Source organism: Aliivibrio sifiae (assembly GCF_002954705.1).
Classification (GTDB): domain Bacteria; phylum Pseudomonadota; class Gammaproteobacteria; order Enterobacterales; family Vibrionaceae; genus Aliivibrio; species Aliivibrio sifiae_A.
On sequence record NZ_MSCO01000001.1, the window covers coordinates 515294 to 534990 of the forward strand.

Annotated in this window: 24 protein-coding genes; 21 read left to right on the top strand and 3 right to left on the bottom strand. The window is 39.6% G+C overall.

All coding sequences use genetic code 11. The annotated features are described in order from the left end of the window. Nucleotides 1–45: 45 nt before the first annotated feature. Both BTO22_RS02355 and BTO22_RS02360 read right to left on the bottom strand, forming a co-directional pair. On the bottom strand, nucleotides 46–354 hold the full coding sequence (locus BTO22_RS02355; RefSeq protein WP_060993664.1) for a DUF3301 domain-containing protein: 309 nt from the start codon (nucleotides 352–354) through the stop codon (nucleotides 46–48). 4 nt (nucleotides 355–358) lie between these two features. Beyond that, nucleotides 359–1396 (bottom strand): DUF3549 family protein, encoded by a 1038-nt coding sequence (locus tag BTO22_RS02360; RefSeq protein WP_105054124.1) that lies wholly within the window; start codon nucleotides 1394–1396, stop codon nucleotides 359–361. 102 nt (nucleotides 1397–1498) lie between these two features. On the opposite strand from BTO22_RS02360, the gene BTO22_RS02365 reads away from it, so the two are divergent. Both BTO22_RS02365 and truC read left to right on the top strand, forming a co-directional pair. Next, nucleotides 1499–1813 (top strand): YqcC family protein, encoded by a 315-nt coding sequence (locus tag BTO22_RS02365; protein ID WP_060993707.1) that lies wholly within the window; start codon nucleotides 1499–1501, stop codon nucleotides 1811–1813. Between the two features lies 1 nt (nucleotide 1814). Then, entirely contained in the window at nucleotides 1815–2600 is a 786-nt protein-coding gene (gene truC, locus BTO22_RS02370; RefSeq protein ID WP_060993662.1) for a tRNA pseudouridine(65) synthase TruC, read from the top strand. 98 nt (nucleotides 2601–2698) lie between these two features. Here truC and suhB read toward each other — a convergent pair whose 3' ends face one another. Further along, nucleotides 2699–3502 (bottom strand): inositol-1-monophosphatase, encoded by an 804-nt coding sequence (gene suhB, locus BTO22_RS02375; protein WP_060993661.1) that lies wholly within the window; start codon nucleotides 3500–3502, stop codon nucleotides 2699–2701. A gap of 209 nt (nucleotides 3503–3711) precedes the next feature. Between suhB and trmJ the strand changes: the two genes are divergently transcribed. The 19 genes from trmJ to bamB all read left to right on the top strand — a co-directional run bounded on the left by trmJ (nucleotide 3712) and on the right by bamB (nucleotide 19560). Continuing rightward, nucleotides 3712–4434 (top strand): tRNA (cytosine(32)/uridine(32)-2'-O)-methyltransferase TrmJ, encoded by a 723-nt coding sequence (gene trmJ, locus BTO22_RS02380; RefSeq protein ID WP_060993660.1) that lies wholly within the window; start codon nucleotides 3712–3714, stop codon nucleotides 4432–4434. Nucleotides 4435–4544: 110 nt separating this feature from the next. Beyond that, on the top strand, nucleotides 4545–5051 hold the full coding sequence (gene iscR / locus BTO22_RS02385; protein ID WP_060993659.1) for a Fe-S cluster assembly transcriptional regulator IscR: 507 nt from the start codon (nucleotides 4545–4547) through the stop codon (nucleotides 5049–5051). Between the two features lie 31 nt (nucleotides 5052–5082). Next, a complete protein-coding gene (locus BTO22_RS02390; protein WP_105054125.1) occupies nucleotides 5083–6297 on the top strand; it encodes an IscS subfamily cysteine desulfurase in 1215 nt (404 codons plus the stop codon). 32 nt (nucleotides 6298–6329) lie between these two features. Next, nucleotides 6330–6707, top strand: a complete 378-nt coding sequence (iscU, locus tag BTO22_RS02395) for a Fe-S cluster assembly scaffold IscU (protein ID WP_045101377.1) — start codon at nucleotides 6330–6332, stop codon at nucleotides 6705–6707. Nucleotides 6708–6835: 128 nt separating this feature from the next. Continuing rightward, nucleotides 6836–7159, top strand: coding sequence for an iron-sulfur cluster assembly protein IscA (gene iscA, locus BTO22_RS02400; protein WP_045101378.1), 324 nt, complete (start codon nucleotides 6836–6838; stop codon nucleotides 7157–7159). Between the two features lie 15 nt (nucleotides 7160–7174). Further along, a complete protein-coding gene (gene hscB / locus BTO22_RS02405) occupies nucleotides 7175–7690 on the top strand; it encodes a co-chaperone HscB (protein WP_060993657.1) in 516 nt (171 codons plus the stop codon). Between the two features lie 35 nt (nucleotides 7691–7725). After that, nucleotides 7726–9579, top strand: coding sequence for a Fe-S protein assembly chaperone HscA (gene hscA / locus BTO22_RS02410; RefSeq protein WP_105054126.1), 1854 nt, complete (start codon nucleotides 7726–7728; stop codon nucleotides 9577–9579). A gap of 2 nt (nucleotides 9580–9581) precedes the next feature. Beyond that, nucleotides 9582–9920, top strand: a complete 339-nt coding sequence (gene fdx / locus BTO22_RS02415) for an ISC system 2Fe-2S type ferredoxin (RefSeq protein ID WP_105054127.1) — start codon at nucleotides 9582–9584, stop codon at nucleotides 9918–9920. Nucleotides 9921–10050: 130 nt separating this feature from the next. Then, a complete protein-coding gene (gene iscX / locus BTO22_RS02420) occupies nucleotides 10051–10245 on the top strand; it encodes a Fe-S cluster assembly protein IscX (protein ID WP_181044603.1) in 195 nt (64 codons plus the stop codon). Further along, nucleotides 10232–10414 carry a hypothetical protein gene (locus tag BTO22_RS02425; protein WP_105054129.1) on the top strand — a complete coding sequence of 61 codons (183 nt, stop codon included), beginning with the start codon at nucleotides 10232–10234 and terminating at the stop codon, nucleotides 10412–10414. Before iscX ends, BTO22_RS02425 begins: the two co-directional genes overlap by 14 nt. A 62-nt stretch (nucleotides 10415–10476) precedes the next feature. Then, nucleotides 10477–11763, top strand: a complete 1287-nt coding sequence (gene pepB / locus BTO22_RS02430; RefSeq protein WP_105054130.1) for an aminopeptidase PepB — start codon at nucleotides 10477–10479, stop codon at nucleotides 11761–11763. Nucleotides 11764–11852: 89 nt separating this feature from the next. Beyond that, nucleotides 11853–12287 carry a nucleoside-diphosphate kinase gene (ndk, locus tag BTO22_RS02435; protein ID WP_105054131.1) on the top strand — a complete coding sequence of 145 codons (435 nt, stop codon included), beginning with the start codon at nucleotides 11853–11855 and terminating at the stop codon, nucleotides 12285–12287. Between the two features lie 244 nt (nucleotides 12288–12531). Continuing rightward, nucleotides 12532–13650: a bifunctional tRNA (adenosine(37)-C2)-methyltransferase TrmG/ribosomal RNA large subunit methyltransferase RlmN gene (locus BTO22_RS02440; protein WP_060993652.1), complete on the top strand. Its 1119-nt coding sequence runs from the start codon at nucleotides 12532–12534 to the stop codon at nucleotides 13648–13650. Between the two features lie 30 nt (nucleotides 13651–13680). Beyond that, nucleotides 13681–14442: a type IV pilus biogenesis/stability protein PilW gene (pilW, locus tag BTO22_RS02445; protein ID WP_105054132.1), complete on the top strand. Its 762-nt coding sequence runs from the start codon at nucleotides 13681–13683 to the stop codon at nucleotides 14440–14442. Continuing rightward, nucleotides 14432–15328: a RodZ domain-containing protein gene (locus BTO22_RS02450; protein WP_105054133.1), complete on the top strand. Its 897-nt coding sequence runs from the start codon at nucleotides 14432–14434 to the stop codon at nucleotides 15326–15328. The genes pilW and BTO22_RS02450 overlap by 11 nt, the downstream gene beginning before the upstream one ends. A gap of 12 nt (nucleotides 15329–15340) precedes the next feature. Further along, nucleotides 15341–16459, top strand: a complete 1119-nt coding sequence (gene ispG / locus BTO22_RS02455) for a flavodoxin-dependent (E)-4-hydroxy-3-methylbut-2-enyl-diphosphate synthase (protein WP_060993649.1) — start codon at nucleotides 15341–15343, stop codon at nucleotides 16457–16459. Nucleotides 16460–16500: 41 nt separating this feature from the next. Further along, nucleotides 16501–17769: a histidine--tRNA ligase gene (gene hisS, locus BTO22_RS02460; RefSeq protein WP_105054134.1), complete on the top strand. Its 1269-nt coding sequence runs from the start codon at nucleotides 16501–16503 to the stop codon at nucleotides 17767–17769. A gap of 11 nt (nucleotides 17770–17780) precedes the next feature. Then, complete coding sequence (locus BTO22_RS02465; RefSeq protein WP_105054135.1) at nucleotides 17781–18392, top strand: YfgM family protein; 612 nt, start codon at nucleotides 17781–17783, stop codon at nucleotides 18390–18392. Between the two features lie 10 nt (nucleotides 18393–18402). After that, on the top strand, nucleotides 18403–19560 hold the full coding sequence (bamB, locus tag BTO22_RS02470; protein ID WP_105054136.1) for an outer membrane protein assembly factor BamB: 1158 nt from the start codon (nucleotides 18403–18405) through the stop codon (nucleotides 19558–19560). Nucleotides 19561–19697 lie beyond the last annotated feature (137 nt).

Below are 19697 nucleotides of genomic sequence, written 5' to 3' on the forward strand. Positions count from 1 at the left end.
TACCTGCTCAATTTTCAAAATTTATTAATGTAGTAATAAACGCGACTAATATTCTTGAGCCATACGATATGGAGGTAAATTAAACTTCGCAGCTTTAAAACCGATCATGATTAATTTCCCTGTATAATGATCATCACCAATGGATGAAAATTCAAATTCATAAGTCGTATATAAACGCTTTTTACCACTAGGTAATGTAAACCCATAAGATCCTCTTGCGACACTTAATAGCTGCAATTCCATTTTTTTACAATAATGTTGAATTGCTTGGTGTGCATATTCTGATTGTCTTCGTTGCTGCCAAAAAAGAAAGCAGAAAAAGGTTAAGCCAAGTATCGCAAAAAGATTATCCATATCATTAGCTCTTAGTCGTTTGCTGTAAAGTTAATAGTGCATCTGCTAACTTAGGATCTGCTTCTCCATGAAGGATCTGTAGCATACACATACGTAATTTAGGTTGCATAACTAAATCAGCAAACAGTTGATTGAACAGTTGTTGATCGCCTGTTTGAGCTAAACGTAGTAAGAATAAATTTGCAGTTACTATATCTTCTAATCCAGCCCAACAACGGCCAGCTACCGCCACTAATACTTCAGGGTGACTTAATCGTTCGCTTGATAGAACGTTTGTTAATGCCTGAGTTAAGATAGGATTTGAAGCACCTGAAAGGGCGCGGATATGTGCCGACAGTAAAAATAGGTCAGCATTATCATCAGCACAAAGATCAGTGACAATATCTAGCTGCTTTTGTGCTAATTTTTCTGGTAGATCTACATGCTCTAAACAACCAAGAGTGGCGTATAAAACGGTAGTAGGTAAATGAGATAATGCTTTGCGTAATACTGTGCCATTGTTTTCTTTATTTAGGTTTGCGCATACATCAGCTAAGCCCTGAACACCAACAAACTGCCAGTTATCCCAACCATTCTTACCTGAAAGGTAGGTTTGGGCATGTTCATAATACTGACTCATGGATTGCTTTAAATCAGAACGTAATAAGCTATGAAACATAGCCATTTTGTCGTCTTTAGGCTTAAAAGTATAAGGGTTATTAGCCAGCTTTTGTTGTTGCTCTTCGTTTAAATCGCCACTTAATGACACACCAATCGCTTCAACAACATATTTAATAAAGTTACCAATATCGCCTTGTTGTAATAAACCGCGTTCATCTAATGGTAGTTTTAAAAACCAAATCCAAGGTTGCTGAGTTTTATTCCAGTAAGCTATCGCTAGATGGGCATAGCGCTGAAGAGGAAAAGGATAAGGCTGCTGAGCTGCTTCTATGGATTCAAATTGTTTATTTGAAATAGGTTGTACACGACGACCTAAATCATAAATTGTGTATTCACAGTCTGATTGTTGTATCAGTTGGCTAAGCGTATAAATCTGGTCCATGATATGTCTTATTCTATGGTTAATATCGTGATTATACCCAAGCCTTGATAAGATGGTATCCTTTGTCATTAAAAGTATCAGAGAGTGCGAGTTCAATCGGTTATGACAGCATCGTTAGTATTATCAGAGTTACTAGAGCAGCTAGCTCAACAATTGGAATATCATGGGCACTGGCAAAGTACAGCACCATCGATAGCTGATTTATCAAGTACAGAACCTTTTTCAATCGACACCTTATCTGCTACTGAATGGCTACAGTGGATTTTCATTCCTAAAATGAATCAGCTAATTTCTCATGGTCAACCGACACCAAAAGGGTTTTCGATTGCACCTTATATTGAAGAAGCATTAAAAGATGTTGATGGTTACATTGAAATAGTTCGTTTATGTCACGCCATTGATGTATTAGGTAAATAAAGTGAATACAGAAGAAAACGCAGTGACTCACGATGAGTTATTGGAAGAGCAGGTTGAGCCAATTGAGCTTGAGATCGTTTATCGTGACGAGCACTTAATTGCGATTAATAAACCAGCAGGCATGTTAGTTCATCGTTCGTGGTTAGATAAGCATGAAACGGTTTTTGCTATGCAGACATTGCGAGATCAAATTGGTCAGCATGTTTTTCCATTGCACCGTTTAGATAGACCTACATCAGGTATATTGTTTTTTGCATTATCAAGTGAGATTGCCGCTCAAGTTTCACCGCTATTTGCGAGTCGAGAAATTAAGAAAACTTACCATGCGATAGTGCGTGGTTGGATAGAAGAAGCTGACACACTAGATTATCCGTTGAAAAAAGAACTGGATAAAATTGCTGATAAAAAAGCATCAAAAGAAGTGGAAGCGAAAGAGGCTATTACGGAATACAAACCATTAGCTAAGGTAGAGTTACCTTATTCAACCGGTAAATTTCCAACCAGTCGTTATTGCTTAATGGAACTTAAACCTCATACCGGCAGAAAACATCAGCTTCGTCGTCACATGGCACATTTGCGTCACCCAATCGTAGGGGATACCAGTCATGGTGATGGTAAGCATAATCGATTATTTAAAGAAAATTTAGACAGCCATCGTTTGTTATTACATGCATCAGAGCTGAGCTTTACTCATCCAATTACGGATGAAAATATTGTAATAAAAGCAAACGTTGATGAAACGTGGCAGAGATTAATGACAGAGTTTGCTTGGGATATAGAGTTATAGAAAATAGTGTTAAAGATAATAAAAAAGGGAAGTGAGATACACTCACTTCCCTTTTTTTAATCAAGATTTTTAATTCAAATCTTGGTAATCAATTAAGATTATTTAGCCATTGCTTCGCTGCCGTTTTCACGGATTTTCTTAAGCATAGACTTAACGATACGTGGGCTACCAGCTACTAGGCTACCAGTTTTCATGTAGTCAGTGTTGCCAGTGAAGTCAGTACAGATAACGCCAGATTCACGAGCGATTAGATCTGCTGCTGCCATTTCCCAAGGCTTAAGGCCAAGAGCGAAGAAACCATCGATGCGAGCTGCAGCTAGGTAACATAAATCTAGAGAAGGACAACCAGAGCTACGGATATCAGAACATTCAACAAACATAGCGCTTAATACTTTAGAGTAGCTTTCAGCGTGTTGTTTTTGACGGTATGGAAGGCCAGTCGCAAGAATTGTTTCGTTCATGTCTTTTAATTCTTGAACACGAACACGTTGGTTGTTGCGTTGAGCACCAGCACCACGTTGAGCTGTGAATAATTCATTACGGATTGGATCGTATACACAAGCCACTTCTGTACGGCCTTTAATGCGAACCGCAATAGAGATAGAGAAGTGTGGGATACCTTTAACGAAGTTAGTCGTGCCATCTAATGGGTCAATGATCCATTGAACGTCAGCGTCTTTGCCTTCGATTAGGCCAGACTCTTCAGAAATGATGCTGTGATCAGGGTAAGATTTCTTGATCATGTCAACAAGCATGTATTGAGCATCGTTTTCGATGTTCGTAATAAACTCGTTATTGCCTTTTTTTGTTGTTTCAATTTTGTCAGTTTGCTCAAAAGATTTAGCAACAAAGTCACCGGCTTTACGCGCAGTACGTATAGCAATATTTAGCATTGGATGCATAGTTATATCCCAAAAGATGTTAAAGAACAGAAATCGGCCGCGAGTATACATAAACTAACGTTCAAAAGGAAGCGTTTATTTTTTGTTCAGTTGGTGCCTTTATTATAAAAAAAGCGATTGTGGGTTAAAATCTCTGGTATATAAAGAAGAAAGGGATATTGCTTTATGATAGTATCCGGCGGCTCTTTTCATCATATGGAAAAATTAACATGCTAGATAGAATTCGTATTGTTCTTGTTGGTACTAGCCATTCAGGAAACATTGGGTCAGCGGCTCGTGCAATGAAAGTAATGGGCTTAACTAATATGGTATTAGTTGCTCCAGAGTGTGAAGTTGATGGTCAAGCCATCGCATTAGCGGCAGGTGCAAGTGATATTGCGAATCGAGCGCGTATTGTTAATACCTTAGATGAAGCGATTTCTGATTGTGGTTTAGTGATTGGGTCAAGTGCTCGCTCGAGAACGCTTGAATGGCCAATGCTAGAGCCTCGCGAAGCAGGGGTTAAAGCAATAGAAGAAGCACCATCTCACCCAATTGCGTTTGTATTTGGTCGAGAAAGAGTTGGGTTAACAAATGACGAATTACAAAAATGTCATTTCCATGTATGTATCCCGGCGAATCCAGAATACAGCTCATTGAATCTAGCAATGGCAGTACAAACAATCAGTTATGAAGCTCGTGTTGCTTGGTTAGATAGCCAAGCATATAAAGGGGAGTCAAAAGAAGCGGAATACCCTTTAAATCACGAATTAGAATTATTTTATGAGCACCTTGAAAAAGTCATGACAGACACTGACTTTATTAATAAGGCTCATCCAGGACAAGTGATGAATAAAATGCGCCGCATGTTTAATCGCGCTCGTCCAGAAACGCATGAATTACGTACATTACGCGGTATTTTAACTGCGGTAGAAAGAAGCATAAAAGAATAATTATCATCAAGTTATAATACTTGACCAAAATAGTAGGATAAATACTTGACCAAAATAGTCAGGTATGGGAAACTTCATTCCATACGAATAGTGTGGATATGAGGTAACTTATGAAATTAACTTCGAAGGGAAGGTATGCAGTAACAGCAATGCTTGATGTTGCCTTGCATGCACAAGAAGGCCCTGTGCCACTTGCCGATATTTCGGAGAGACAAGGGATTTCATTATCTTATCTTGAACAATTATTCTCTAGATTACGTAAAGCCGGTTTAGTTGCTAGCGTTAGAGGTCCAGGTGGTGGTTACCGCTTAGGCTTAAAACCGAATGAAATTGCGGTTGGAATGGTTATTTCAGCGGTTGATGAATCAGTTGACGCAACTAAATGTCATGGTAAAGAAGGCTGCCAAGGTGGGACACGTTGTTTAACGCACACCTTGTGGCGTGATTTAAGTTCACGAATTAGTAGCTTCTTAGATGGTATTACTCTTGGTGAGCTTATGATTGATAATGAAGTTCAACAAGTATCAGATAGACAAAATATCGATGCAGCCTTAAATAATGGGTTAGCAACGGGTTCTAAAATAACAAATTCTGTGGGTGTTAATGTCCGCCTTTGACGGTCAAACGTCTGTATTCTCGGAGATGAAAATGAAACTGCCAATTTACTTTGATTATTCGGCGACTTGTCCTGTTGATGAGCGTGTAGCGAATAAAATGGTTCAACATATGACAATGGACGGATGCTTTGGTAACCCTGCATCACGTTCACACCGCTACGGCTGGCAGGCTGAAGAAGCAGTAGATACTGCTCGTGACAATATTGCCGCTTTATTAAATGCTGACCCACGTGAGATCGTATTTACATCAGGCGCTACAGAATCAGATAACCTTGCAATTAAAGGTGCTGCACATTTCTACCATAAGAAAGGTAAGCACGTTATTACTTGTAAAACTGAGCATAAAGCCGTTCTTGACCCATGCCGTCAGCTTGAGCGTGAAGGCTATGAGGTTACTTACCTAGATCCTGAATCTAATGGTTTAGTTGACCTAGCTAAATTAGAAGCAGCAATGCGTGAAGATACCGTGCTTGTTTCTATTATGCATGTAAACAATGAAATTGGTGTGACTCAAGACATCGCAGCAATGGGCGAGCTTTGTCGCTCACGTAAAATTATTTTCCATGTTGATGCAGCACAATCTGCAGGTAAAATTCCTCTTGATGTACAAGAAATGAAAGTAGATTTAATTTCACTTTCTGCTCATAAAATGTATGGCCCTAAAGGCATTGGTGCATTGTACGTTCGCCGTAAACCTCGTATTCGTTTAGAAGCACAAATGCACGGCGGTGGTCATGAGCGTGGTTTCCGTTCTGGTACGTTAGCAACCCACCAAATCGTTGGTATGGGTGAAGCGTGTCGTATCGCAAAAGAAGAGATGCAAAAAGATTATGATCATTGTTTAGCAATGCGCGATCGTCTTCTTGATGGCGTTAAGGATATGGAAGCTGTACACATTAATGGTGATTTAGACCAGCGTGTACCGCATAACTTGAACATCAGCTTTGAGTTTGTTGAAGGTGAGTCATTATTAATGGCACTAAAAGATCTTGCGGTTTCTTCAGGTTCAGCATGTACTTCAGCAAGTCTTGAACCATCGTATGTATTGCGTGCGTTAGGTCTGAATGATGAGCTAGCACACAGTTCAATTCGTTTCTCATTTGGTCGTTATACGACGGAAGAAGAGATTGATCATGCAATCACACAAATTAGCCAAGCAGTAAATAAACTGCGTGATATGTCTCCATTATGGGATATGTATAAAGAAGGCATCGACTTAAACACGGTTGAGTGGGCACACCACTAACACGGACGTTCCAGAATTTAGAGGTATTTATCATGGCTTATAGCGAAAAAGTAATCGATCACTACGAAAACCCACGTAATGTTGGTTCATTTGAAAAAGATGATCCATCCGTTGGTAGCGGTATGGTTGGTGCACCAGCGTGTGGTGATGTAATGAAGTTGCAAATCAAAGTATCTCCAGAAGGTATTATTGAAGACGCAAAATTTAAAACATACGGTTGTGGTTCAGCAATCGCATCAAGCTCATTAGTTACTGAGTGGGTTAAAGGTAAAACTCTAGACGAAGCAGCAGCACTTAAAAATGCTGAAATCGCTGAAGAGCTAGAATTACCACCAGTGAAAGTTCACTGTTCAATCTTGGCGGAAGATGCGATTAAAGCAGCGGTATCTGACTACCGCAATAAACACTAAGATTAAGTAACGTTATAAAGCGTCTTGTTTACGTGATATCGTGTAAATAGGCGCTTTATTGTCTAATATAGGTCGTTATTGACTAACGACACCCATGACCACAAAACAAATATAGTAAAGGTTGTAGTATGGCCATTTCAGTAACTGAAGCAGCAGCAAGCCGTGTTCAAACATTTCTTGAAAACCGAGGAAAAGGCATTGGTCTACGTTTAGGCGTAAGAACCTCTGGTTGCTCTGGTATGGCGTATATTCTTGAATTTGTTGATGAGCTAAACGAAGAAGACCAAGTGTTTGAAGAATTTGGGGTTAAGATTATCATCGATCCAAAAAGCTTAGCTTACATGGATGGAACAGAATTAGATTTTGCCAAAGAAGGTCTAAATGAAGGTTTCCAATTCAACAATCCAAACGTAAAAAGTGAATGTGGGTGTGGTGAAAGCTTCAACGTATAGAGCATAACGTTAACTATGAATCATTTTGAATTATTTGGGCTACCAAACCAGTTTGAACTGGATGGTGGCCTTCTTTCTGCTCAATTCCGTGAATTGCAGAAACGATTCCACCCTGATAACTTCGCGACTTCGTCAGAACGTGACCGTTTACTTTCCGTTCAAAAAGCGGCACAAATTAACGACGCTTATCAAACGCTAAAAAATCCAGTCTCCCGTGCAGAATACCTACTTTCAGAACAAGGTCATGACATTCGTGGTGAACAAACGACGATGCAAGACCCGATGTTTTTAATGCAACAAATGGAACTGCGAGAAGAGCTAGAAGATATCTCATCAAGTTCAGATCCTGAAAGTGCACTATTTGATTTTTCTGAAAATGTTTCCGCAATGCGTAAATCACAATTAGCTGAATTGAAACAGCAATTAGACGTGGATGCATGGCAAGAGGCGGCACAAAGCGTACGTAAACTAAAGTTTATTGATAAGCTCAATCAAGAAGTCGAAAAGTTAGAAGATAAATTATTAAATTAATCTTTGTTAGATTAATTAAGTGAAGGATATTACCCATGGCATTTCTACAAATTTCTGAGCCTGGACAAAGTGCTGCACCACATCAACATAAACTAGCAGTCGGCATCGATTTAGGCACAACTAACTCATTGGTCGCTTCGGTTCGAAGTGGTGAAGCAAATACATTACCTGATACAAAAGGTAACGTAATTCTTCCGTCCGTAGTGCAATATCAAAACGATAAAATTTGTGTGGGTGCCAACGCTTATCAATCAGCCGCTTCTGATCCTCAAAATACCATTATTTCTGTAAAACGCTTAATGGGACGTTCATTGAAAGACATTCAAGCGCGTTACCCTGATTTACCTTACCAATTTACAGAAAGTGATAATGGGTTACCTGTGATTAGTACACCTCAAGGTGATGTTAATCCAGTTCAAGTATCAGCAGAGATCCTTAAATCATTATCTAACCGTGCTCAAGCAACGTTAGGTGGTGATCTTGAAGGTGTTGTAATTACAGTACCGGCTTATTTTGATGATGCTCAGCGCGCAGGAACCAAAGATGCCGCGACACTTGCAGGCTTAAACGTTTTACGTTTGTTGAATGAACCAACAGCCGCAGCGATTGCTTATGGCTTAGATTCAGGTCAGGAAGGGGTTATTGCAGTCTATGATCTTGGTGGTGGTACATTTGATATTTCAATCTTACGTTTATCAAAAGGTGTATTTGAAGTATTAGCAACAGGTGGTGATTCAGCACTGGGTGGTGATGATTTCGATCATGCATTAGCTCAATGGGTTAAAGACCAAGCAGGCATTACATCTGCACTTTCTAATCAAGAACAACGTGAGCTTTTAACATTAGCAACAGAAACTAAAGTGGCATTGTCAGATGCAGATTCAGTAACGGTTTCTTTTAAAGAATGGTCAGGCAGTATTACGGTTGAAATTTTTAATCAATTAATTCAATCATTAGTAAAGAAAACACTAATGGCTTGTCGCCGTGCTCTAAAAGATGCGGACATTACCTCTGAAGAAGTAATGGAAGTGGTTATGGTTGGCGGTTCAACAAGAACACCTATTGTTCGCAGCTCTGTTGGTGACTATTTTGGCAAAACACCATTAACCAGCATCGATCCTGATCAAGTGGTTGCTATTGGTGCTGCCATTCAAGCGGATATTTTAGTCGGTAATAAACCAGATGCTGAAATGTTATTGCTTGATGTTATCCCATTGTCTTTAGGTATTGAAACCATGGGTGGCTTGGTTGAAAAAATCATTCCACGTAATACCACTATCCCTGTAGCGAAAGCGCAAGAATTCACCACTTTTAAAGATGGTCAAACAGGTATGATGGTTCACGTTGTTCAAGGTGAGCGTGAAATGGTAGAAGACGGTCGCTCACTTGCTCGCTTCTCATTAAAAGGCATTCCACCGATGACTGCGGGTGCCGCGCATATCCGAGTGACTTACCAAGTAGATGCTGATGGACTTTTATCAGTAACAGCAATGGAAAAAAGTACGGGTGTTCAGTCCCATATCCAAGTTAAGCCTTCTTATGGTTTAAGCGATGATGAAGTTGCAAACATGCTGAAAGACTCGATGACATTTGCAAAAGAAGATATGCAAGCTCGTGCATTAGCAGAGCAGCAAGTTGAAGCAGACCGTGTTATCGAAGGATTAGTTGTAGCGCTTAATAATGATGGCGATGCATTACTATCCAAAGAAGAACAAGCAGAAATTTTACAAGCAATTGAAGCGTTAATCACAGTACGTCAAAGTACAGATACGCAAGCAATTGAAGATGGAATTAAACACGCTGATGAAGCAAGCCAAGAGTTTGCTGCGCGCCGAATGGATGCTTCTATTCGCGCTGCATTAGCCGGTCAATCTATTGATGAGGTATAGAAATGCCAAAGATTATTGTTCTACCACACGATGAGTTATGCCCAGAAGGTGCAGTACTTGAAGCAAATGAAGGTGATACGGTTTTAGACGTTGCTTTAAAAAACGGTATTGCAATTGAACATGCTTGTGAAAAATCATGTGCGTGTACAACGTGTCATGTTGTTATTCGTGAAGGGTTTGATTCACTTGAAGAGAGTGATGAACTAGAAGACGACATGCTAGATAAAGCGTGGGGTCTAGAACCTGAATCTCGTCTTGGTTGCCAAGCAAGAATGGCAAAACAAGATTTAGTGGTAGAAATTCCAAAATATACACTAAACTTAGCATCAGAAGACCATTAATCCTACCTGATTAATTGAACTACTTTTGATAAAGGTAAGAGATGGAAAACAAGTGAAAACTTGCGTTTCAGAACTTACCTTTTTTTATACCTGTACTATATACAACATAATTAAGGATGAAATTATGAGCATGAAGTGGATTGACTCACGTGATATAGCAATTGAACTCTCAGAGCAATACCCAGAGATTGACCCTCAAACTGTTCGCTTTACTGATTTAAGAGAGTGGGTGATGGCTTTAGATGAATTTGATGATGATCCAAATCATTCTGGTGAAAAAATATTAGAAGCGATAATGCTTTGTTGGATGGATGAACGAGATTAATTTAATCGTATTAATGAATACCGTTGATAACGTACAAAATCCCATCAACTGGTTGGATCCATCTCTTACATTTTGTGTAAATACCTTGTATCACCCTGGTAAAGTAGGCAAATTAGATAAAAACGAACGTTCAGTTCGCTTATTCCCATTGGATAGTCGCGCAATATAAATAACCACCAGTGTCAGTTTATGTGGTTGTATGGCGTTATTGCGTATTTAAAGGAGATTCACATGTCACAAAAGATGACAGTACAACTTTCAACAGAAACAGCAGCGGCTCACTGGGGTGATAATGCTCTTATTTCATTTGCTTCTGAAGGGGCTGTAATTCATTGTACAAATGATGATGTATACGGCGCAATTCAGCAAGCTGCTAGAAAGTTAAACGGTCAGGGTATTGTTGAGGTTGAATTAAAAGGAACAGAGTGGGATCTTGAATCTATTTGGTCTTTTATTCAAGGCTTCCGTGATTCTAAAAAGAACAATGATGTTATTTGGGCTGCATTAACTGATGTTGATGAAAAAGAATTGAATGCCCGTATCCTAACGACGAATTGGACACGCGACATCATCAATAAAACAGCCGAAGAAGTAGCGCCACGTCAACTTGCTACGATGGCTTCTGAATTTATTAAATCAGTGGCACCAGCAGGAACCGTGACGACAAAAATTGTAAAAGATAAAGACCTTTTAACTGAAGGTTGGGTTGGAACGTATGCTGTCGGTCGTGGCTCTGAACGCACATCGGCGATGCTGCAATTAGATTATAACCCAACAGGTGATGTTGATGCCCCTGTTTTTGCTTGTCTTGTTGGTAAAGGCATTACGTTTGACTCGGGTGGCTACAGTATTAAACCTTCTGGTGGTATGGCATCAATGAAATCAGATATGGGCGGATCGGCGTTAGCGACTGCTGGTCTTGCAATGTCTATTCTTCGTGGTTTAGATAAGCGTGTTAAGCTGGTTCTATGTTGCGCTGAAAATATGATCTCAGGCCGAGCATTAAAGTTAGGTGATATTATTACCTATAAAAATGGTAAAACGGTTGAGATTTTAAATACAGATGCTGAGGGGCGATTAGTATTAGCTGATGGCCTTCAATTTGCTTCAGCACAAAATCCAGAACTGATAATTGATTGTGCAACTTTAACAGGTTCTGCAAAAATGGCTGTGGGTAATGACTTCCATTCTTTATTAAGCTTTGATGATGAGTTGAGCCAAAAAGCATTAACGTCAGCTCAAGAAGAAAATGAAGGCTTATGGCGTTTACCGTTAATGGAATTTCATCGTAATATGCTACCATCAAACTTTGCTGATTTGGCAAATATTGGTTCAGGCCCATACTCGCCAGGTGCAAGTACGGCCGCTGGTTTCCTTTCTTACTTTGTTGATGATTATAAGAAAGGGTGGCTGCATATGGATTGCTCTGCAACTTACCGTACTGCTCCTTCAGATAAGTGGTCAGCCGGTGCAACCGGTGTAGGTGTAAGAACATTAGCGAACCTACTTACTAAATAACGAATAAGAGATCGAGCCCTAAACTCGGTCTTTTTTCTTATAACTATAATAGCTTCAAAAGAAGTAAAAGAAACTTAAAGGAAAGTAAAATGACAATAGAACGTACTTTTTCAATTGTAAAACCAGATGCTGTTAAGCGTAATCTTATTGGTGCTATTTACCGTCGTATTGAAAAAACAGGTATGCAAGTTGTTGCAGCTAAAATGTTGCGCTTAACTAAAGAACAAGCGGAAGGCTTTTATGCTGAGCATGAAGGCAAAGAATTCTTTAATGATCTAGTTGCTTATATGATGTCTGGTCCGGTAATGGTACAGGTATTAGAAGGTGAAAATGCGGTTGTTCGTTACCGTGAGCTGATGGGAAAAACTAACCCAGCAGAAGCTGCTTGTGGTTCATTGCGTGCAGATTATGCAATCAGCATGCGTCATAACTCTGTTCATGGTGCTGATAGCCCTGAATCGGCAGCTCGTGAGATTGCGTACTTCTTTGCTGAAGATGAAATTTGTCCGCGCCCAGCGGAATAAGCCACATTAAAGTAAGCGAAGCTAAGGTTTCTATATTAGCTAGAAACTAATCGCTTCGCTTCATATAAGAGCAGTGTAGCTTATACTGTCTGCATATCTGCTCTTATAGTATCTAGGCACGGAGTGCGTATAGTTTCTATTCTTTGATTTTTCCTCATACCTCTACCCTCTAGTAATATCCTCCCAAAACTTGTACAATTCTGCGCCCGATATTCGCGGTGATGTTATTTATCAGAGAGGCAACATGACTACAGCTAAAATCAATCTACTGGACTTTGATCGTAAAGGACTTCGAGCATTTTTTTCTGAGGAATTAGGAGAGAAAGCATTCAGAGCCGATCAAATCATGAAGTGGATGTATCACTTTGGTTGTGATGACTTCGATCAAATGAACAACATCAACAAAAAACTTCGTGAAAAACTAAAGCACAAGTGTGAGATCCGTGCTCCTTATGTTTCAGAAGCTCAGCATTCAGTTGATGGCACCATCAAATGGGCGATGAAAGTAGGAGATCAAGATGTTGAAACGGTTTATATCCCTGACGGTGACCGTGCTACATTATGTGTTTCTTCTCAAGTAGGTTGTGCATTGGAATGTAAATTCTGTTCAACCGCTCAGCAAGGCTTTAACCGTAACCTTAAAGTTTCTGAAATTGTAGGCCAAATTTGGCGTGCAGCTCGTGAAATTGGTTTAGAAAAAGAAACGGGTCGTCGTCCAATTACTAATATTGTAATGATGGGCATGGGCGAACCGCTGCTTAATATGAAAAACTTAATCCCATCATTAGAAATTATGCTTGATGATCTAGGTTTTGGTTTATCTAAGCGTCGTGTAACGGTATCGACTTCTGGTGTTGTATCTGGCCTAGAGCAAATGATTGGGAAAATCGATGTAGCATTAGCTATTTCTCTTCATGCGCCAACTGATGAACTACGTAGCGAAATTATGCCAATCAATGATCGTTGGAATATTGATGCATTTTTATCGTGTGTTCGCGAATACATTGCATCATCAAATGCTAACCGTGGTCGTGTAACGGTAGAGTATGTACTTTTAGATCATGTTAATGATGATATGAATCATGCAAGACAACTCGCAGAATTACTAAAAGATACCCCTGCAAAGATTAATTTGATTCCATTTAACCCATATCCTGGGTCACCATACAAAAAGCCAAGTAATTCACGTATCGATCGATTCATGAAGACACTAATGGAATACGATTTTACGGTAACCGTTCGTAAAACTCGTGGCGATGATATTGATGCTGCTTGTGGTCAATTAGTGGGTGATGTAATCGATAGAACTAAACGTACTCAAGTTAAACAGCAAGGTGAGGCTATCCCTGTTAAAACTGTTTAACCTTGATGTATAACAGCAAGGGAAGGCAGAATGAGAAAATGGAGTGCGGCACTATTAACCGTTGGATTGTTAGTTAGTGCTGGTTGTGTCACGGTAAATGAAGCCGATGATATGACCAAAGAAGAGATAATTCGAGCTGCTGAAGCTCGAATTACCCTTGGATTAAGCTATTTAAATGCGGGCAACATGATCAAAGCCCGTGAAAATTTGGAACTGGCTGTACAATACGCTCCTGACTATTACCGCTCTCAAACTTCCCTCGCTTATTATTACCAACAAGTAGAAGAAAACGAATTAGCTGAAAAGGCTTACAAACGAGCATTACGTTCTTCGTCAAAAAATGGTAATGTATTAAATAACTACGGCGTTTTTCTTTGTAAAAATGGCCGTTATGAGGAAGCTCAACAGAAGTTTACTCAAGCAATAGACCAACCTTACTATTATCTTGTTTCGGCAAGTTATGAAAATGCAGCTATGTGCGCATTAGGTAGTGGGGATAAAGTGACAGCAAAAACGTATTTTGAGCGCTCACTGGCTCATGATCCGAATCGAGTTCGTTCAACCCTTCAATTGGCAAAATTGAATATTGATGAAGGTAACTATTCAGAACCGAGAATTGCGCTGTTTAAATTTACTAAGAAGTACGGATATAAACCCGTTAGCCTAAGCTTACTCATAGAATTAGAAAAAAAAGCAGGTAATGCGCATTTGGTTAAAAAATACGCAGATTTGCTCGGGAAAAAATATCCGGACTCCAGAGAATATCAGAATTATTTAAATTATGACTCCTGAAAAGATTGAAGAAAAAGCAGAAACCCTTGTTGTTCCTGGGCAATTATTAAAAGAAGCTCGTGAAGCATTAAATTTAACGATAGAAGATATTTCTTCTCGTTTACGTTTACGAGTGGAAGTTCTAGAACAGATCGAAGCTGACCAGTTTGATATGGGAAAACTAGCCACGTTTACACGTGGCTATTATCGTTCTTATGCTAAAGTCGTTAACGTACCTGAAAGTAAAGTTCTTAACGCATTAGATCAATTAGGTAAAGCAAAAATAGAACAACATGATATGCAAAGTTTTTCTCGTAAGACGAAAAGAGAAAAGCACGATAATCGTATCATGAAGTTAACATGGGTCATTTTTGCAATTATTCTTGGCATGTCAGTTCTATGGTGGTGGCAAGAGCAAGCTCAACTAGAGAGCAGTCATGACGCTAAATTGATCAATGAAGTCGCAACCGTTGAGTCAATGGATTCCGCTGATAACAATACAGAAGTAGAAGTGAAACCAACTTTAGATGAAGCTGAAATGCTTGAAGTTGATACTAATGTTTCTGAATTAGAAACTTCTTCAGAAGCACTCGAGAAAGAAATAGCTAAAGAACCTGAGACGGCTGCGGCTTCTGAAGAAAAAATTGAAGAAAAAACGGCAATAGTTAGCGAGGATGTTGTGATGACATTCAATAGTGATTGCTGGCTACAAGTTCAAGACGCCGCAAACAATCGTTTGTACTCTGGCGTTAAAAAAACAAATCAAACATTAAAGTTAACAGGTAAAGCACCTTATAAATTAGTTATTGGTGCTCCAAGTGCCGTAACGCTAACTTATAAAGGTAAGCCTGTTGATTTATCAGCATATCCTGCCGGTAAAGTTGTACGATTAACTTTACCTCAATAATGAGTTGATTCCATGCATATAGAGTCCCCAATCAAACGTCGCCAATCTACCCGTATTTATGTGGGTAACGTTCCTATTGGTGATGGAGCCCCGATCGCTGTTCAGTCAATGACAAACACATTAACGACTGACGTTGCTGCGACAGTAGCTCAAATTAAAGCACTTGAAAAAGTAGGCGCTGATATTGTTCGTGTTTCAGTTCCGACAATGGATGCAGCTGAAGCGTTTAAACTAATCAAACAACAAGTGTCAGTCCCCTTAGTCGCTGATATTCATTTTGATTACCGTATCGCTTTAAAAGTAGCGGAATACGGTGTCGATTGTTTACGTATCAATCCAGGTAACATCGGTAATGAACAACGTATTCGCTCTGTTGTAGATTGTGCGAAAGATAAAAATATTCCTATTCGCATTGGTGTGAATGGGGGATCATTAGAAAAAGATATCCAAGTAAAATATAAAGAACCAACGGCTCAGGCGTTACTTGAATCAGCAATGCGCCATGTAGACATATTGGAAAGAATGAATTTTGACCAGTTTAAAGTCAGTGTGAAAGCTTCTGATGTATTCTTAGCGGTTGATTCTTATCGATTATTGGCAAAGCAGATTGCTCAACCATTGCATTTAGGTATTACCGAAGCTGGTGGCGCTCGTGCTGGTTCTGTTAAATCAGCGGTAGGTTTAGGCATGTTATTGTCTGAAGGTATTGGCGATACACTACGAATTTCATTGGCTGCGGATCCTATTGAAGAGATCAAAGTTGGTTTTGATATTTTAAAATCATTGCGTATTCGCTCTCGTGGTATTAACTTCATTGCTTGCCCTACGTGTTCTCGTCAAGAGTTTGATGTTATTGCAACAGTAAATGAACTAGAACAACGATTAGAAGATTTAATCACGCCAATGGATGTTTCTTTAATTGGTTGTGTAGTCAATGGCCCGGGTGAGGCTGAAGTCTCTCATATGGGGATTGCGGGAAGTAATCGTAAAAGTGCGTTCTATGAAGATGGTATTCGTCAGAAAGAACGTTTTGATAATGATAATATCGTGGATAAGCTAGAAGCGAAGATCCGAGCGAAAGCCGCGATGTTATCAAAAGAAAACCAAATTGATATTAATCAGATTGACTGATTAGTAAACCAGATATAAATGAAACCCATTGGGAAGTGAACGTGGCTAAAGCAATCCAAGCAATTCGAGGCATGAATGACTGCCTTCCAACACAATCGCCATTGTGGCACAAAGTAGAAGATGGCGTTAAACGCGTTATTAGTGCATATGGTTACAATGAAGTACGTATGCCAATTGTTGAACAAACACATCTATTTAAACGTGCTATCGGTGAAGTAACTGATGTTGTTGAAAAAGAGATGTACACGTTTGAAGATCGTAATGGTGATAGCTTAACGCTTCGTCCAGAAGGAACAGCAGGTTGTGTACGTGCAGGGATTGAAAATGGTTTACTGTACAACCAAGAACAACGTTTATGGTACATGGGCCCAATGTTCCGTCATGAGCGCCCTCAAAAAGGTCGTTACCGTCAGTTCCACCAAGTAGGTGTTGAAGTATTTGGTTTGAACGGTCCTGATGTTGATGCTGAACTTATTATGATGACAGCACGTTTATGGCGTGAACTAGGTATTGATAAGCATGTTCGTTTAGAGTTGAACTCTATCGGTTCATTAGAGGCTCGCGCTAACTACCGTATCGCATTAGTTGAATTTTTAGAGCAGCACTTAGATGTGTTGGATGAAGATTGTAAACGCCGTATGCATACTAATCCAATGCGTGTTCTTGATACTAAAAATCCAGATGTACAAGCTATTTTAGGTGATGCCCCTAAACTATCTGAATATTTGGATGATGATTCAAAAGCACATTTTTCTGGTTTATGTGAACTACTTGACGCTGCTGGCATCCAATATCAAGTTAATGAACGTTTAGTTCGTGGATTAGATTATTATAACCGTACTGTTTTTGAGTGGATTACCGAAAGTTTAGGTGCTCAAGGTACGGTATGTGGTGGTGGTCGTTACGACGGTCTAGTTGAACAATTAGGCGGAAAAACAACGCCAGCAGTTGGTTTTGCTATGGGATTAGAGCGTCTGGTATTACTGATGGAAACATTAGAATTAACAGATGTGCGTCGTTCAGTGGATGTTTACATGGTAACGTCTGGTGAAGGTACTCTAATGGCAGGGATGAAACTGGCTGAGTCACTACGTGAACAAGTTCCTGGTTTACGTGTAATGTGTCACTTCGGTGGTGGTAATTTTAAAAAGCAATTTAAACGTGCTGATAATGCAGGTGCTGCAGTTGCTCTTATCTTAGGTGAGAGTGAAGTGGCAGAGCAAACAGTAAACGTAAAAGATTTACGTACTGGCGAACAAAAAACGTTCGCTCAAGCAGATGTATTCGAAAAATTAGCTGAATTGATTTAAGAGGATAGGACGTGGAAGCCTACGAAACTGAAGAACAACAAGTTGAAGCCATTAAAAGTTGGTGGAAAGAAAACGGCAAGGCTGTCGTAGTTGGTGGTGTTGTTGGTATTGGTGCAATTCTAGGTTGGAAATATTACCAATCGACACAAATTGAAGCAAAAGAAACAACTTCAATTTCTTATGAAAAAACACTAACTGCATTGCAAGCTTCTGGTGCTGATGCTACAGAATCAGCGCAAGCATTTATTACCGCTCATGCTAAAAGTGAGTACGCAGTATTGGCGGCACTTCAGTTAGCAAAAGTTCAGGTAGATGCTGGCCAACTTGATGCAGCATTAGAGCAATTAAATTGGGTGGCAAGTAACAGCAACGATGAATCACTGATTGCTACTGCTCAAATTCGCACTGCTCGTATTCAAGCTCAACAAGAGAAATTTGATGCAGCTTTAGCGACATTAGAAAGTGTAAAACCGACAAGCTGGGCAGCACGTGTCGCTGAGCTAAAAGGTGATATTGCTCTTAGTCAAGGTGATGTAGCTACGGCTCGTTCTGCTTATACCGAAGCGTTACAAGCAGGAATGAACCAAGCCGTTCAAATGAAACTGGATGACTTAGCAGAGTAAGGACAACTGAATGCGTAAGGTGTTAAAAAAAGCGGCATTATGTACCTTTGGTTTCTCCATGCTTTTTGGCTGTGCGAGTGAAGAAGATACAATCGTAATGGCACCGGTTCCTGTTGTTCAGAATCAATTTGAACCAACAACGGAATGGACAAGTTCAATTGGTGATGGTGTTGGACATTATTTTTCACGTCTAGCGCCAGTTTATGCTTATCAAAAAGTTTATGTTGCAAGCCGTGATGGTCTTGTTAAAGCGCTTGATCCTGAAAATGGAAAAACCATTTGGGAGAAAGATTTAGAACAAGACGTATCAGCTCGATTATCTGGCGGTTTAACCTTAACTTACGGCAAAGTATTCATCGGCTCAGAGAATGGTGAAGTCATTACTCTTGATGCTGAAACTGGTGAAGAGTTGTGGCGTAAAACGGTTGATGGTGAAGTTCTTGCTAAACCATTAGCAGATGAAGGTTATCTCATTGTTCATACTAGTCGCGGGGCGTTGGTTGCTTTCGATGCTGAAACTGGTGATGAAAAGTGGCAAATTAACAGTGAAGTGCCTAACTTAACACTTCGTGGTGATAGTACTCCAGTCAGTATTTCAGGTGGCGTTTTTTGGGGAATGTCTAATGGTCGTTTAGCGGCAGCATTGATCTCTAAAGGTCAATTGTTGTGGCAACAGCCAGTAGGTACGCCAAAAGGGGCTACTGAGATTGACCGTTTAGTCGATGTTGATGCTTCACCACTTATTTTAGGTGGTCGTTTATATACAATTGGCTATAACGGACAATTAATTGCTCTGGATCTTCGTTCAGGGCAACCTGTCTGGAAACGTAATTATTCATCAGCAATGAATATGTCATCTGATGGTAAACGTCTTTTCTTAGTAACAGAGAAAGATCACGTAGTGGCAGTTGATGCACGAAGTGGTACTGAACTTTGGAATAATGAAGAGCTAGAGTATCGTCAATTAACACCGCCAATGATCATTGATAATTATATTGTTTTAGCTGATAGTGAAGGTTATCTACATTGGTTAGATAGAGATACTGGGCTGTTTGTTTCTCAACAAGAGATCGACAGTGATGGTATCGCAGTATCCCCAATTATTGTTGAAGATGGCTTTTTAATTGTTACTCGCGAAGGCGTTATCAAAAAAATGCGAATTAAATAAGTTTTATTTGCTATAATTGTGAATTGGCTCCAAGTCCTTTTGACTTTGGGGCCTTTTATTGTTTTTAGATAGTGAAAGATAATCCAATTTGGTGATGGTTTTTATCCGTTCATATTAAAAAAACTATCATCAAATTG